This window comes from Candidatus Acidiferrales bacterium (assembly GCA_035934015.1).
GTDB lineage: Bacteria > Acidobacteriota > Terriglobia > Acidiferrales > UBA7541 > DAHUXN01.
In genome coordinates this window covers 198,110-213,058 of record DASYYH010000023.1, presented here as the reverse complement: position 1 = coordinate 213,058, position 14,949 = coordinate 198,110, and the positions used below count along the sequence as shown (strand labels likewise).

General features: G+C 56.6%; 16 protein-coding genes. 13 read left to right on the top strand and 3 right to left on the bottom strand.

Annotated elements, in window-relative coordinates:
- Positions 1-43 precede the first annotated feature (43 nt).
- From VGR81_11690 to VGR81_11640, 11 genes are all read left to right on the top strand, one after another.
- Entirely contained in the window at positions 44-394 is a 351-nt protein-coding gene (locus VGR81_11690; GenBank protein HEV2289605.1) for a response regulator, read from the top strand.
- On the top strand, positions 394-969 hold the full coding sequence (locus tag VGR81_11685; GenBank protein ID HEV2289604.1) for a chemotaxis protein CheW: 576 nt from the start codon (positions 394-396) through the stop codon (positions 967-969). The genes VGR81_11690 and VGR81_11685 overlap by 1 nt, the downstream gene beginning before the upstream one ends.
- 76 nt (positions 970-1,045) lie before the next feature.
- On the top strand, positions 1,046-2,497 hold the full coding sequence (locus VGR81_11680) for a methyl-accepting chemotaxis protein (protein ID HEV2289603.1): 1,452 nt from the start codon (positions 1,046-1,048) through the stop codon (positions 2,495-2,497).
- Positions 2,498-2,558: 61 nt separating this feature from the next.
- A complete protein-coding gene (locus VGR81_11675; GenBank protein HEV2289602.1) occupies positions 2,559-3,440 on the top strand; it encodes a protein-glutamate O-methyltransferase CheR in 882 nt (293 codons plus the stop codon).
- Positions 3,437-6,442 carry a response regulator gene (locus VGR81_11670; protein ID HEV2289601.1) on the top strand — a complete coding sequence of 1,002 codons (3,006 nt, stop codon included), beginning with the start codon at positions 3,437-3,439 and terminating at the stop codon, positions 6,440-6,442. Before VGR81_11675 ends, VGR81_11670 begins: the two co-directional genes overlap by 4 nt.
- A 2-nt stretch (positions 6,443-6,444) precedes the next feature.
- Positions 6,445-7,557: a chemotaxis response regulator protein-glutamate methylesterase gene (locus VGR81_11665; protein HEV2289600.1), complete on the top strand. Its 1,113-nt coding sequence runs from the start codon at positions 6,445-6,447 to the stop codon at positions 7,555-7,557.
- On the top strand, positions 7,554-8,117 hold the full coding sequence (locus VGR81_11660) for a chemotaxis protein CheW (GenBank protein ID HEV2289599.1): 564 nt from the start codon (positions 7,554-7,556) through the stop codon (positions 8,115-8,117). The genes VGR81_11665 and VGR81_11660 overlap by 4 nt, the downstream gene beginning before the upstream one ends.
- Entirely contained in the window at positions 8,114-8,593 is a 480-nt protein-coding gene (locus VGR81_11655) for a chemotaxis protein CheW (GenBank protein ID HEV2289598.1), read from the top strand. Before VGR81_11660 ends, VGR81_11655 begins: the two co-directional genes overlap by 4 nt.
- Positions 8,590-9,483 (top strand): DUF4388 domain-containing protein, encoded by an 894-nt coding sequence (locus tag VGR81_11650; GenBank protein HEV2289597.1) that lies wholly within the window; start codon positions 8,590-8,592, stop codon positions 9,481-9,483. Before VGR81_11655 ends, VGR81_11650 begins: the two co-directional genes overlap by 4 nt.
- On the top strand, positions 9,480-10,262 hold the full coding sequence (locus VGR81_11645) for a response regulator (protein ID HEV2289596.1): 783 nt from the start codon (positions 9,480-9,482) through the stop codon (positions 10,260-10,262). Before VGR81_11650 ends, VGR81_11645 begins: the two co-directional genes overlap by 4 nt.
- Positions 10,263-10,442: 180 nt before the next feature.
- Positions 10,443-11,021, top strand: coding sequence for a PilZ domain-containing protein (locus tag VGR81_11640; protein HEV2289595.1), 579 nt, complete (start codon positions 10,443-10,445; stop codon positions 11,019-11,021).
- 35 nt (positions 11,022-11,056) lie between these two features.
- On the opposite strand, the gene VGR81_11635 is transcribed toward VGR81_11640, so the two are convergent.
- From VGR81_11635 to VGR81_11625, 3 genes are read right to left on the bottom strand one after another with little or no spacing between them, the layout of a single operon-like run.
- Positions 11,057-11,962: a glycine betaine ABC transporter substrate-binding protein gene (locus tag VGR81_11635; GenBank protein HEV2289594.1), complete on the bottom strand. Its 906-nt coding sequence runs from the start codon at positions 11,960-11,962 to the stop codon at positions 11,057-11,059.
- Entirely contained in the window at positions 11,959-12,594 is a 636-nt protein-coding gene (locus VGR81_11630; GenBank protein HEV2289593.1) for an ABC transporter permease, read from the bottom strand. Before VGR81_11630 ends, VGR81_11635 begins: the two co-directional genes overlap by 4 nt.
- Positions 12,591-13,385 (bottom strand): ATP-binding cassette domain-containing protein, encoded by a 795-nt coding sequence (locus VGR81_11625; GenBank protein HEV2289592.1) that lies wholly within the window; start codon positions 13,383-13,385, stop codon positions 12,591-12,593. The genes VGR81_11630 and VGR81_11625 overlap by 4 nt, the downstream gene beginning before the upstream one ends.
- Before the next feature lie 177 nt (positions 13,386-13,562).
- Here VGR81_11625 and VGR81_11620 point away from each other — a divergent pair, with 177 nt between their 5' ends.
- Positions 13,563-13,949: a DoxX family protein gene (locus VGR81_11620; GenBank protein HEV2289591.1), complete on the top strand. Its 387-nt coding sequence runs from the start codon at positions 13,563-13,565 to the stop codon at positions 13,947-13,949.
- Positions 13,950-14,144: 195 nt separating this feature from the next.
- Entirely contained in the window at positions 14,145-14,945 is an 801-nt protein-coding gene (gene trpC, locus VGR81_11615) for an indole-3-glycerol phosphate synthase TrpC (protein HEV2289590.1), read from the top strand.
- The last annotated feature ends 4 nt before the right edge of the window (positions 14,946-14,949 follow it).

The following is a 14,949-nucleotide window of genomic DNA, read 5'->3' as shown; positions in this document are numbered from 1 at the left end:
TGTCTATGCGGACAAGAAGCGGGAGGATTGTGTGTTGAAGAAGGTGCTGGTGATAGATGACTCGGCCGCAGCCCTGAAAATGATGCAGGGGATTCTCGAACAGGGTGGCTATTCGGCAGTGGGGCTGAGCGATCCGCGGCGGACCGAAGAGACGATCAGCACGGAACATCCTGGTGTGATTCTGCTCGACGTGGTGATGCCGGAGCGAAATGGGTTTCAGGTGTGCCGTGACCTTAAAGGAAGCGCCGATTTCGGGAGCATTCCCGTGATTCTGGTGAGTTCGAAGAATACAACGAGCGACAAATTCTGGGGACAGCAGCAAGGCGCAGATGCGTACATCGCCAAGCCATTCACACCCGAGGAGCTTTTGGAAACCGTGCGGAGATTCGCTTGATGCGTGACGAATACAAGAACGAGCACGGATTCGACTCCGGCGAGCTAACAGCCATCGGCCCGGAAATGGCTGAAGGGCAGGGCCTCGCCGACACGCTCGAGCCATTCGAAGGCGATGGACTGGCCGAGAACCAGTCGCCAGAGAGTCAGTATTGCGTGTTTCGCGCAGGGCGCGAACGCTTCTGTCTTTCGGTGCTGGCAATCGAGGAAGTGGTCGATTGGCCTCCGGTGACACGGATACCGCTGGGGCCTGCGTTTCTGATGGGCGTGTTCAATTTGCGTGGATCGATTGTTCCGTTGATGGATATCGCGTTCACGGAAGGACGGCGCCCGGGCCTTTTGCCGCGTCACGTGGTCGTGGCGGCGCTGCGCGATGAAACGCACCCGACGAGCTTGCGGCTTGGCATCGCGGCTGATGAAGTGATCGGGACGTACACGGCAACAGATGACTCTTTGATTGACCAGATGCCGAGCGAAGTGCCGCACTGCCGCGGAATGTTGCGGCACGACGACCGCCTTGCTCTGGTTTTGGATTTGCCGAAGTTGCTCGAGGTTTTTCCGGTTCCGGTGATATGAGGCCAATGAATCGAACGGACACAAAATCGGCTGCGCGGAAAGTGGCCAGTGAATTTCAGGAGTTTCGGAGGATGTTATGAAATCGCGTCTGAGCACGACCATCTGGGGGTTGATCCTGTGGGATGTGGCCGCGCTTGCTACCGTCCTGGGGCTGGCTTTCCATGCCGGAGCGGCCGCCAACGGGCAATCCATTTCGAATTTCGGTGCGTTGCCAAGCGGCGCCTCGGGGAGTTTGCTGGGGGCGGGAGCTCTGGTCATCGTCACGTTTTTGGTTCACGTGATGCTGCTGCCAAAGCGCGTGATCACGCCACTGACGGAACTGGCGAGCTTTTCCGAACGGCTGGCCGCGGGAGATAAGGGCGCGAAGGCCGATATTTCCGCGACCGACGAATTCGGATATATCGCCGAAAACCTGAACCGTAGCGCGTCGAAGCTAGCGCGCTCTTCGGTAAGTCAGGAAGCTTCCGAATCCTTGCAGCGCAGCATCACCGATTTGCTCAACCTGATTAACCAAGTCGGGCGCGGCGATTTGACGATCCGCGGAAGAGTAACCAACGATGCGCTCGGCAACGTAACGGATTCGGTCAACTTGATGCTCGATAATTTCAGCAAGCTCATCGAGCGCGTCCGCAAGGCGGCTATCGACGTAAGCACCAGCGCGAACCAGATTTTGATGGCTGCCGATGAAATGACCACCGGCGCAACGCAACAGGATCAGGAAATCACGAATACGTCGTCGGCCGTGGAGGAGCTGACGGTGTCGATGAAGCAAGTGTCGAACAACGCCGAGGCCAGCGCAGAAGCGGCACGACGCGCTCTGGACGCAGCCGAACAGGGCAACCGCGCCGTGCGCGATACGCTCGAAGGCATGCAGCGCATTCGAGCATCGGTGCAGGCGACGGCAAAGAAAATCAAATCGCTGGGCGACCGGTCGCTGGAAATTTCGGAAATCATCAACGTGATTAACGACATCACCGAGCAGACGAACCTGCTGGCCCTTAACGCAGCAATTGAGGCCGCGCGCGCAGGCGAAGCGGGACGCGGTTTCGCAGTCGTCGCCGACGAAGTCCGCAAGCTCGCCGAGCATTCACGCAGCGCGACGAAGGACATCGCCGCGCTCATCAAGGCAATTCAGGCGGAGACGAACGAAGCGGTTGTCGTGATGGAAGAGGGCACGAAAGAAGTGGAAGTCGGCGCGAGCCTTGCAGATCAGGCCGGAAAAGCGCTTGAAGCCATTTCGAGCGTTGTCCGCCAGTCGGCCGAACTGGTTCAGGAAATCTCGCTGGCATCGAAACAGCAAGTACGCGGAACAGAAGGCGTGGCCAATGCGATGCAGATTATTTCAGGCATCACGCGACAAACTTCGCAGGGCGCGCGGCAAACCGTTTCGACGGTCGGCAACATGGCGCGACTTTCCGAACAATTGAACGAGGCGCTGGCGCAGTTCCGATATGCGTCGAGAAATGGCTCGGAGGCTGCCATCGAAGAAGCACGGCCGGAACCGGTCCCAGCCGGTGCACGCCGCTAAGGGACACGAGACTGGAATTCAGCAACCGGCCGGCCAGAGCGCCGCCCGCTGAGGCGTGCCCATGATGAAAGAAAAAGCGACCGCCGCCATTACGGAATACGAGCTCGATGAGATTCGCACGCTCATCGAGCGCCGCTCTGGAATTCTGTTTGACGCCTCGCGCGAACGATTTTTTTCGACGCGCGTCCGCGAGCACATGGCCGCGAAACATTTGCCGCACGGCACAGATCTTCTGCGGAAAATCCGCGGGTCAAACGTCGAATACGACGCGCTGATCGAGCGGCTGCTGACGCAGGAAACATCCTTCTTCCGTTATCCCGCTGTTTTCGAAGCGTTGCAAAAAAAAGTGCTGCCGGAATTGCATATGAAAAAGTTTTGGGAGACGCCGCGGACGCTGCGCATTTGGAGCGCCGGCTGCGCCACCGGCGAGGAACCTTATTCCATCGCGATCACGATCGCGGACGCGTTGATGTTCGCCGACGCCTGGAATATCGAAATCCTCGCCACGGACATCAGCAAGCACGCGCTGAAACAAGCGGAAAGCGGCGTCTACTCGCGCCGGAACCTGGGAAGTGTGTCGCCTCGGCAACTGGAAACGCACTTCTCGGCTGCGGGCAGCGAATTTGTCGTACGGCCGAAACTTCGCCGCATGGTGTCCTTCGCGCCGATGAATCTGGCGCAGGCGGTTTATTTGGGGCGGCTCGACATTATTTTCTGTATGAACGTGATGATTTATTTCTCGGAGGCGCGGCGCAATTCACTGATCCAGCATTTCTATGAATACCTCGAACCCGGGGGTTATCTGTTTGTGGGTCATTCGGAATCGCTGTCAAATATTCCGGTGAATTTCGAATCGGCTGTGTGCGGCGACTGCATTCTCTATCGCAAGCCCGCGGGCGAAATGGTTTATCGCAACGCTGCGCTAGTGGAAGGATCCCTGTGAGTGATCCGGGAAAAGGCGCCATCGAGGTCTTCCTCCAGGAAGCTTCCGAACACCTGCAGTTTCTGCGGGAGTATTCGAGCATCCTGCAGGAGCCGCAGCCGAATGCGGACGATCTCGAGCGGCTCTACATCGCGGCGCACACGCTGTGCGGCACTTCGGCGACGTATGGGTTTCCGCTGTTTTCGGAAATCTCCGGGAAGCTGGCGCATATTTTCCAGTACACGCGAAACGCGCCGCTGAATCCGGATACGATTTCTCCGCTTACGGAATTTCTTTCTGACGCGATTTCCGTCCTCGAATTTGATTTGCTGGAGATCAGCAACAGCAGCAACGAAGTGGCTTCGGATATTCACGCGTTCAAGCAGCGATATTCGTTTGCCTTCCCGCCGACGGGGACCGCGCAGGCGGTTCCTCCGGCGGCAGTTCCAGAGCCAAATCCATCGGTCGCGGTAACAGAGTCCGCGAACCCTGTGGGACATGCTTCCTTTTACGACGCGTTGCCGGTGGATGGCGACGTGCCCGACGAAGTTCGGCAATTCTTCGTGCCCGAGGCGGAGGAACATCTCCAGACAATTACAGAATGCGTGCTGGCGCTGGAGTCAAATGCAACCCCTGAAGAGATCAACCGGCTCTTCCGCTCGATTCACACGATCAAAGGTTCGGCGGCCCAGGTCGGGCTGCATCGCATCTCCGCCATCGCGCATCGCGTGGAGGATTTGATTGGGCAAATGCGTGATGGTGCTCTTGCTCCAACGACGGAATTGACCGACCTCTGCCTGGAATCCGTCGATGTTCTCAAGAAGTTCCTGCATGCCGAATGGACGAGCGAATCTCTGGCGCGTTCTGCCGTTGACCTTTTACTGGGAAGGATTAGCGAGTTTCTTCCGGAGCAGGGCGCGGAGGCCGGGCTGCATCTGGCGGGCGGAGCACTTGTGGAAGCGGCTGCGCTCGCGACTGGCGTGACGGCCAACGGCGAACCGAGCGAGGCAAAAGCAGAGGCGTCTGTCCAGAAACCCACTACTCCCAGCGCGCCACAACTGCATTCCGTTCGCATTTCTCTGGAACGCCTCGACAAAATGATGAACGCAGTCGGCGAACTGGTGATCAACCGCACAAGAATGATCGGGCGGCTGGCGGAACTCGAAAAACTCGTGGAAATTCTCAATTTTTCAAAGGGCCGCCTGGGCGAGAAAATATCTGGTTTCCAGGACAAATACGAATTCAACTGGATCGGTTCAAACAACACGCCGCTGGCGCCGACTGAATCCAAGAACAAAGCCTTAAACTCGAACGCCGCACTCGCAGACGCGCGGCGAGATACGTTCGGCGATTTTAGTGAACTGGAAATGGACCGCTATGATGACTTCAACATTTTATCGCGGTCGCTGACGGAAATTTCCGCGGATGTGAACGAAGTCCTTACGCAACTGAATGGGTTCATCGGCCGTGTCGACGCCGACATCGACGAATTCACTAAACTTGCGCATCACCTGCAGGATCAGATCACAGCGGCGCGAATGGTACCGATCGGAAATCTTTATACGCGGCTGACGAGGACTGTTCGCGACGCCGCAAAGTCTGCGAGCAAGGAAGTCGAGTTAGTTCTCGATGGCGCTGAAACCGAGCTCGACAACAACATCATTCAATTGATTTCCGATCCACTGATTCACATCGTGCGCAACGCCGTCGCACACGGGATCGAAGAGCCCTCCGAAAGGGCGATGAGCGGGAAGAATCCGAAAGGCGTCCTCACCGTTCGCGCCTATCACCGCGGGAATCACATTTTCATCGAAGTCGAGGATGATGGCCGCGGGATCGGGCCCGAAAGAATCCGCGCACGCGCAGTTGAATCCGGACTCGTTGCGCCCGATCAAGCTCGCCAGATGAGCGATCGCGAACTTCAGAATCTGCTGTTTCTCCCGGGATTTTCGACCGCGAATGAAAAAACTGAGCTGGCAGGACGCGGGGTGGGCCTCGACGTCGTGAAAGCGAATCTCGAAGCACTGAACGGCGAAGTTGAAATTCACAGCGAAGTAGGCCAAGGCGCATGCTTCACGCTGAAAGTTCCACTTACGCTGATCATTTCGCAGGCGCTCTTTGTCCGCTGCAACACATTTGTGTTTGGGTTGCCGCTGGCGTTCGTGGAAGAGATTCGCAGGCTGCGGCCGGAAGAGATCGATGAAGTCGGAGGCAAGTTACTGACAAAAGTGCGCGACGAAATCATCGACGTCGTGCGGTTAGATACGCGCCTCGGACTACCATTTCTCGAAACCGTCAGCGGTTATTTCCGTATGGTGATTGTCCGCGTAGGCGGGCGGCGCGTGGGAATCGTCGTGGATGAAGTGCTGCGCAAGGACGAAGTGGTCATCAAGAATCTGGGCGAATTTCTGCGCAACGTGAAACTATTCCCCGGCGCGAGCATAGCGCCGGACGGCAGCTTGATTCTCGTACTCGACTTGCATAGGCTTGCCGCGCAGGAGCTCTCGGAACACGCGACGCTGGCGTCTACAACCGCCGCCGCGCGTATATTCGCGCCGGGCGCGGCGGCAGTGGCATCTGGAAGTATTCCGGCCGAAGCGATCGACGAAGTTCAAGAAGAGCGCGTGATCGTCGTGGCGGACGATTCCATCAGCGTGAGGAAATTTGTGGGGCGCATGCTCGAAAAGGCAGGCTACCGCGTGCGTCTGGCTTCCGACGGATTGGAGGCGGCCGAGCTTGTAACGCAATCGGGCGCACATTTGGTTGTCACCGATCTCGAAATGCCGCGAATGAACGGGTATGAGCTGATGAGCCACCTACGGCAGAGTCCCGACACGCGGCGGATTCCTGTGATGGTCGTGACCTCGCGCGCAGGCGCGAAACATCGCGACCGTGCATTGAAAGAAGGAGCGGTGGCCTTCCTCACAAAGCCTGTGCAGGAGGAGCAGCTTCTTGCAGAGGTGGACAAGATCTTTGAAATAGAGAAAACGGGCACGCGACGGCGGCTTGTGCCCGTGAGTTAGCGATGAGCGCGGCGGCGAAGAAAATTCGAGTGTTGATCGTGGACGATTCGGCGTTCATGCGAAAAGTGCTGCACTCGATCGTGAGCGCCGACCCGCTTATGGAAGTTGTCGGGCAGGCAAAAGACGGCATGGAAGCCATCACGATGTCTGAGTCCTTGAAGCCCGACGTGATCACGATGGACATTAATATGCCGCGTTTGGACGGATTACAGGCAACCGAGCAAATCATGTCGCAGAATCCGCGGCCCATCGTGGTGGTGAGTTCGGAAACGCGCGAAGGCGCGGCGAGCACGCTTGTCGCTCTGGAACTCGGCGCTATCGATTTTGTGCCGAAGCCGTCGAACGGCATCGACCTGGATATGAATGTGGTCGGAGAAGAACTCAATCGCAAGCTGAAGATGGCGGCGAAAGTGCGCGTTGTGCGCACAGCCACGCGTTCCAAGCACCATGCTCCGAGCACTCACCACACGCGTTTGGCTTCTGCTGATGCTGGAGAGACAGGCAGCGGAGGTTCCGGCGGGCGCTTTCCTGTTGTGGTGATTGTGGCTTCGACCGGCGGACCCGCGACCGTGATGCGTCTCGCGCCGGGCTTTCCAGAAGATTTTCCGGCGGCTGTTGTGCTCGTTCAGCACATGCCGGGGACTTTTACGAGTCAGTACGCAACGCAGCTTTCGGAAGTGACGGAAATCGAGGTGAAAGAGGCGGAGACGAACGAAATTCTGCGGCCAGGGATACTGTATGTGTGTCCTGGTTCTCATCACCTGCGGATTTCGTCGCTCGGACGCATTGTGCTGGATGATGGACCGCGAATTGACGGGTATCGTCCGTGCGCTGATGTGGCGATGGAAACTGTGGCTGCGTGGGCTGGACCAATGACGATCGGGGTCGTGCTCACGGGCATGGGCAATGATGGCGCAAATGGGGCGCGAGCGATCCAGCGCGCGGGCGGAAGCGTGATCGCGCAGGATGAGGCGACCTCAGTCATTTTCGGAATGCCTGCGGAAGCAATCAAGACCGGCGCCGTGGGACAGATTCTCCCGCTCGATCAAATTTGCACCACGATTGAAAAACGCGTACGTCAACTGGCGCGCACTGCCCAACCGGTGCTGCGATGAAAATAGCGCCCAGCGAATGGCAGCTCGCGCGGAAAACCGGCCGTACCGAAGCGGTCATTCTTTTCACAATCTCGGGACAGATGTTCGCAATCACGGCGAGCGCGATTCACGAGATTCGCAGCACGGATAGCATTTCCGGCGTGGCATCGGAAATCGAAGTGCAAGGTTTGTCGAAAGTCCGGCACGTGGTGCAGCGGGGCCGCAAGGCCTATTACGTTGTGAATGGTTGCGCACATTTTAATTTGGCGATATCGAGACCGACGCTGGTACTTGTGCTGCGGCACACCCATGTCGCGGTTCTCGTGGATGCCATCGACCGGATGGAAACGATCTCGCTTCTGATGGCCCTGCCCGCGAGCTTTTCCGGGCCGGAACGCGCCTGGTACCGAGGAGTGACTCTCATCGGTGAAGACATTGTGCCGGTAGTGAATCCTTCCGGATTCCTGACAGAGAACGAACTCGCGAGACTCGAAGCAGTCGCAAAGGCGGACGACGCCGCGGCCTCTGAGAATGTGCAAGGCGACGCGAGCGAAGAAACGAAGAGGGCGGTTTCGCAATGAGCGTCACGGCCGAACTTCAATTGCGTTCCTTTGTGCTGCTGCCGTTGGACAACCGGAAAGTCGCGCTGCCGGCAGAGTCTGTAATCGAACTCGTTGCGCAAGGAAGGTTGCAAAAGTTTCCGAATCAAACGCCGTGGATAACGGGAGTAATCATTCGCCGGGGGCGGGTCGTTCCGGTTTGCGACGTGAGCCAGCTTTTCGGCGAAGGGAGTCCGATGCCGGGGCGCTTCTATCTCGTAGCGGAATGGAAAATAGGAAAAGTGCGGGACTGGTGCGCCATCCCAGTCGTTCAAGAATGCGAACTGGCAAATGCGGAGAGTTATTCGCCGATTGATGCGAGCGCGGAAACAAGGGCAGCACACGTTGTCGGAACATTGCGGGCCGGCGAAGAAGAAATTGAAGTGCTGGACATGGGGAAATTGATCGCTGAGTTTCAGAGAAACACTACGACAATTGGGACGGAACCGGCTCCATGAACGTGACTGCCGCTCTGCCCAAAATCCTGCTGATTGACAGCAATGTCTATTTTTCGAAGAAGCTGAGCGACGCTTTGAAGCAAGAGGGTTTTGACGTGCTGGCAAGTCCGCAGGCGCCCTATGCGCTGACCATGTTGGAATGGAATACTCCGGCGGCGATCCTGTGCGCGACGAATCTGCGCGAAATGAGCGCATATGAAATTGCACCTATCCTGCGAGGCGATTCGAAAACGGCGTCCATTCCCTTGATTGCTGTGGGCAATGGCGGCGAGCAAGCGCTGATGGAAGCTTTTCGACGCGGCTGCGACGATTATGTCGACCGGCGTCGCGGACCCGAAGATATTGCGGCGCACGTGCGCAATTTTCTCCTCAGCCGGCAGGAGGGTTTTCAACCAACGCAGATGGTTCCGAACTCCATGGCATCGCTGACGGGCGATCTTTCGCGCATGGATCTGCCGGGCGTGATCCAAATGCTCAATCAGGCCCGTCAAACCGGCGCGCTAAACATCAATTCCGGCGAAACGGATGGCGTCATCTACTTTGACGGCGGCGAACTCTCGCATGCCGAATGCGGAACGCTCTTCGGCGACGAAGCCGTGGTGCACATCTTGAAGTCGTGCGAAGGCGCAGGAAAGGGCACGTACAAATTCGTTTACGGAGTCATTGCAGCGCAGCGCACCGTGCTTCGCTCCGCGACTGACTTGATGCTGGATGCGATGCGCGAACTGGATGAGGCCGCGCGCGACGAGGCGACGGAAGAAAACTTGGCAGCCCTGGAAGAAGTACACGCGTCTTCGGGTGTGGAAGACGCAGCCGCTTCTCCGCTGGGAGAAATGGAACGCGAGCACGCGAGAATTTCGCCGGAGAATTCCGAGCGGGAGCAATCATGAGCGATATGCCTACCCTGCTAACGGAACATGTCCCGACGGTTTATTTTATCGACGACAGCGCCACGATGCGCGAAGTGATCAAGATCGCATTTCGCCGCGAATCGATTAATGTCATCACATGTGCCGATGCAGCATCGGCGCTCGCACAATTCGGAGAATCGGCTCCCGATGCGGTGATTACCGACGTCATCATGCCGGATAAGGATGGCTACGAAGTCTGCCAGCTCATCAAGCAGAATCCGGACTTACAGAAAACTCCAGTTATCCTGATGTCGGGAGTTGTAAACCGGACGGTCGCGGAGAAAGCAATTGCTGTCCAAGCCGACGAGCTGATTCGGAAACCTTTTCAGCCGCAAGAACTGATTACAAGGATCAAGAATCTTCTCAATCCGAAGCCGGCGCAAGCCGGAACTGCTGCGGCAAACATTTCTGTGGCTCCGCAAGCGGTGCGACCTGCTGCGGAGACACTTTCAGGGATTTTTAGCGCACCGGCTGCGCCGCCGATGGTGCCAGCTGCCGTTTCCCCCGCTTCCAATGGAGGAATGAATAGGCCAGGCGCAACCGCCAGCGAAGTTTCTTCTGCTCCCGCGACTGCGCGGCCTAATGGGGGTTCCGGCACAAAATCCCCGGTCTCTATTTCGGCTGACGCGCAAAAACTACGATTTGAAATCAAGCGATTGGAAATGCTCGTAAAGAAATTGCAGTCAGACTTAGAGGCTGAAAGGGAATACGCCGCATCTCTCGAAGCGCATCTCAAAACGCTGCAAGAGGCTGATTAACCGAATTGTTTTCATGAATTGCAGTGTGATTTTGTGAAGGCAGACAGATTTTGAGTGAACTCGGACGGCGCGCATCTTGACCAGCTCAGGTTTGCAGGCCTAGGATGTGTGCCGAGCAAGAAGTTACGGACGCGGCTTCCTCTTCCGCAGCCCGAGCGGGTTGAATCGAGAGGTGCCTACATGACGCTGCCGAATCCTACTGGTTCGGATCCTTTGCATCCCGATTCCAGTCCCCATAGTGCGCAGTCGGGGCGTCGCCGATTTGAACGCACGCCGTGCCGGATTCCCGCCAAGATACGCATCGCAGAAGAAGATGTAATTGTGCCGGGTACGGTGACCGACGTCAGCCCTGCGGGCTGTTACATCGAGATGCTTGCTCCCCTCCCAGCCGACACGAAAGTGGAACTCACCCTCAGTTCAGGGGCATCGAATCTTTTCTGCACTGGAGTGGTTCGCAGCACCCTGAGCGGGATGGGTATGGGAGTTGCCTTCGACAGCATGAACGCCAGCCAGCTCGAAAAGCTCAGGACGATTGTGCCGGAAATTCCTGTCATTCCGGCCGCTGCGGATCCGCTTCAAAAGGCGCCGACGCCGCCTGCGTCAACGCGGCCTCTTGCCATGACCAGCAGGGCTCCCCACGCACATACCAATGTGGCTGAAGTTCTTGAGGCCATCGTACGATTGCTTCTGAAGAAGGGCCTCTTGACTCGTGCCGAACTTGCCGAAGAAATCGAAAAAGGAAAGTCTGGTAAACATTAATCTCACAGTTCCGTTCGTCAATTCCTCGCTAAGCACTATTTGGTATTTGAGTCAAACCCGGCCGAATGAAGAAAGTCGCGAACCACAACCGCGATGTCCTTGCGCTTCCCTACAACTTCGTAGTTCATCCGCTGCATATCCTGGTCGGAGATCTTTCCGCGGAGGTCCGTGAGCACCTGCACCAGAGCGGGATATTGTGAGAGCGCTTCTTCTCGAACGACCGTTACAGCCTGATACGGCGGGAAATAGTGCTTATCGTCTTCGAGAACAGTGAAATCATTCGTGAGCAATTGGCCGTCGGTCGTGTTCCCCGCGATGACGTCCACCTGATGCGAAAGCAACGCACGATAGAGAAGATTGAGGTCCATGATGCGCGGGGCTGTCGAGAATTTCAGGCCATAGGTATTTATCAAGCCTTCGTAGCCGTCCGGTCGTTCCATAAACTCGTAGCCGAATCCCGGGTGCCATGCCGCAGCGTATTTGGACGCTCCTGAAATCGTGCGGATATTATGTTGCCGCGCCTCGTTTCCTCGAATGACGATTGCAAAACTATCGTTAAAGCCCAACGGTGGCTCGACAACAAGATGAAAGCGGCGCGCGTATTCGTCGCGAACGCGGTCAAACACAGCGAGCGGGTCTTTCTCTGGCTCTTCTTTCAAAATCGCAGTTAGCGCCGTGCCCGTATATTCAACATACATGTCGATGCGCCCAGCAAGCAAAGCCTGGTGGCAAATATAGGTACCGCTCAAATAGAAGCGTCGCTCAACATGGAAGCCGGTCTTCGCTTCGATTTGCTGTGCGAGCAACTCTCCAAGAATTGCTTGTTCGGGGAAATTCTTCGAGCCGACGACAATTGTGTTCCGCGGAGTGAAACATCCTCCGATGGTGAGCACAACCACCGCGGCGCAGAGAATAAGGCTGGGGCGCCGCATACGCGTCATCGTGAGTAACGGAGGCCGCGTTCCAAAAGGCCGAGAATCACATCCGCTAGAATAGCGAGAATTGCCGCAGGAATCGCACCTGCCAGAATCACGCGGTTATCGACCATCGCCAATCCGCGAAAAATAAACTCTCCCAGTCCGCCCGCTCCAATAGCAGCTGCTATCGTGGCGATGCCGACCGTCCAAACTGTGGCGATGCGGATCCCAGCCAAAAGCACCGGCAACGAGAGTGGTAGCTCGACACGAAGAAAAATTTGCGAATCCGTCATGCCCATGGCGCGCGCGGCTTCACGAACATTAGGATCGATCCCGCGAACCCCCGCCACCGTGTTACGAATGATCGGCAGCAGCGCATAAAGCGCAAGAGCGACGATTGCGAGACGGTCTGCCCGGGCGCCGAGCCATGGAACAGGCAGTAGAAATCCAAAAAGCGCGAGGCTGGGAATCGTCTCCGCGACGTTCGCCGTTCCCAAGATCGGCTTTGAAAGCCACGGTTTTCGCGTGACAGCGATCCCAAGCGGCACGCCAACAGCAGTCGCAAGAAGCATTGAAATAATGACGAGCCATATGTGCTCTGCGGTAGATTGAAGAATTTCCTGTCGATGAGCCAAGAAAAACTGCGCGAGATTCATTCGACGCCTCGCTTTTCAGGAGATTGTTGGACAATACCCGCGCGAAAGGCCGAAACGTATGCGGCGGCAATGGGTTCTGAAGAATGAAGGAATTCGCCGGGCGTGTAGACTCCCATGAGTTCGCCAGCTTCCAGCAATGCAATCCGAGTGCCAAGCAGCAGCGCTTCGCCGACGTCGTGCGTGACGAAAAGAATTGTCTTGTGCATTTCGTGCTGAAGTGCGAGGAATTCGCGCTGAATTTTTGTCCGAGTCAAAAGGTCCAGCGCCCCAAAAGGCTCGTCCATCAAAAGAATCGGAGGATCGGCAGCGAGCGCACGCGCAACTCCCACGCGCTGGCGCTGGCCTCCGGATAGCTCACGAGGATATCTGCGCGCGAATTGCGACGGCTCGAGACCAAAGAGCCGGAGCAATTCATGCACGCGCTCGCTGACTCGTCCTTTTTCCCAATTCTCAAGGTGCGGCACAAGCGCAATATTGCGCTCGACCGTGAAGTGGGGAAAGAGGCCGGATTCCTGTATGACATATCCAATCTGGCGGCGAAGGCGAATTGGATCTTGATCGAGTGTCCTCTGGCCTTCGACGCACACTTCGCCAGCGGTGGGTTCCAACAGACGATTTACGAGCCGCAAGGCCGTGGTTTTTCCGGAGCCGCTGCGGCCAAGAAGAACCAGCGTTTCGCCCCGTCGCACCTCAAAGGAAAGATGCTTCAATATGATGTGTTCGGCGACGCGAAATTGCACATCGCGGAATTCGATCACGGGAGCAGTCGCGATTTTCGGGTCGGTTGCCATAACGACGTTTATTTGCTGGCTGCGATTGTAGCCCGAACTACAGTATGACGGCGCGGGTTCGTTCGACGTGCTCCCGATGATCTGGAATCATCGGGGAATCGTTCGCGAGGGTTATACTCCAATCGTGCTTGACGAAGCGCATGTGGCGATAACACTTACAACCAAGAAGGACAACCCATGATTCCACAATTGCTGCGGTACGAGGATTTCGGAATTCTCCTTCTGAGGCTGATGGTCGGCGTGATTTTCATCACGAGTGGTTGGAATCATGTGAAAGATCCGGTCGCAAGATCCAAGAGTATTGGGATGAGCAAGGGTTTTACCATCTTCCTCGGCACGGCGGAGATTGCCGGGAGCCTAGGTACCGTATTCGGCGTTTTGCAGCAGATTGCGGCACTTGGTTTGATTCTCCTCATGCTCGGCGCCATTCAAAAGAAAATCGCCGTGTGGCACACGGGATTTTGGGGCAAGAACGGATACGGGTGGCACTACGACCTGATGATGCTGATAATGAATATCGTAATCGCCGTGACGGATGGCGGGCGTTACGTTCTGATGAAATAGAGGGCAGGAGGCGGTTCTGTCGGGGCGATCTAGAAGTTTGGAAAATTCGGTGCGAAGGTCATCCCCCCGATTCATTTCCCGCGCGCAGAAAAATTGACACAGAACCGAGGCGCAGACTAGCATATTCGAAGCGATTCTCCCTGCCTGAGCCGGGAACCGAGCGCATTTTTGCGCCTGCTGAATGAATATTGAAAAATGCAAATTAGTGCAGACTCGAAGAATGTTCTGGCACGCATCGTCGAGCGGCGACGCGAAACGATTGCCCACCGTAAGCGCGTTTTGCCCGACGTTGCGTTGAAGCTTGCTGTACAGAAGAAAGCACCAGCACCGCGAGATTTCCCCGGCGCTCTTGTGCGTGCCGGATGCAACGTGATTGCCGAACTGAAAAAGGCTTCGCCATCGTGCGGACTGTTGCGCGCCGATTACCAACCTGTCGTGACGGCACCTATGCTCGAAGCAGCCGGTGCCACGGCACTGTCGGTTCTCACCGAAGAAGATTTTTTTCAGGGATCGCTCGGAGATTTGAAAGAAGTATCTAAAACGACGAAGATCCCTATTCTTCGCAAGGATTTTATCGTTGACCCGTGGCAAGTGTGGGAGACGCGAGCAGCCGGGGCGGATGCATTTTTATTGATTGTCGCGATTCTGGACGATGAGACGCTCAGAGAGTTACTGGAATTGGGGCGCCAATTGAACATGGAAGCGCTGGTCGAGGTGCATTCGCGCGAAGAGCTGGCGCGCGCGATGAACGTACGCGCGAAAATTATCGGCGTAAATAATCGCGACCTGAAGACATTCGAAGTGAAACTCGATACTTCTTTCGCCTTGATCGATGCGATTCCGGAGGAATGCGTCGCCGTGAGCGAGTCGGGCATTCATTCACGAGGCGACATCGAGCGATTGCGCGCTGCCGGATTCGACGCGTTTCTCGTCGGCGAGCATCTGATGAGGAGGCCGGATCCGGCGGCAAGTTTGCGCGACCTCCTCGCAGGATAGGGTT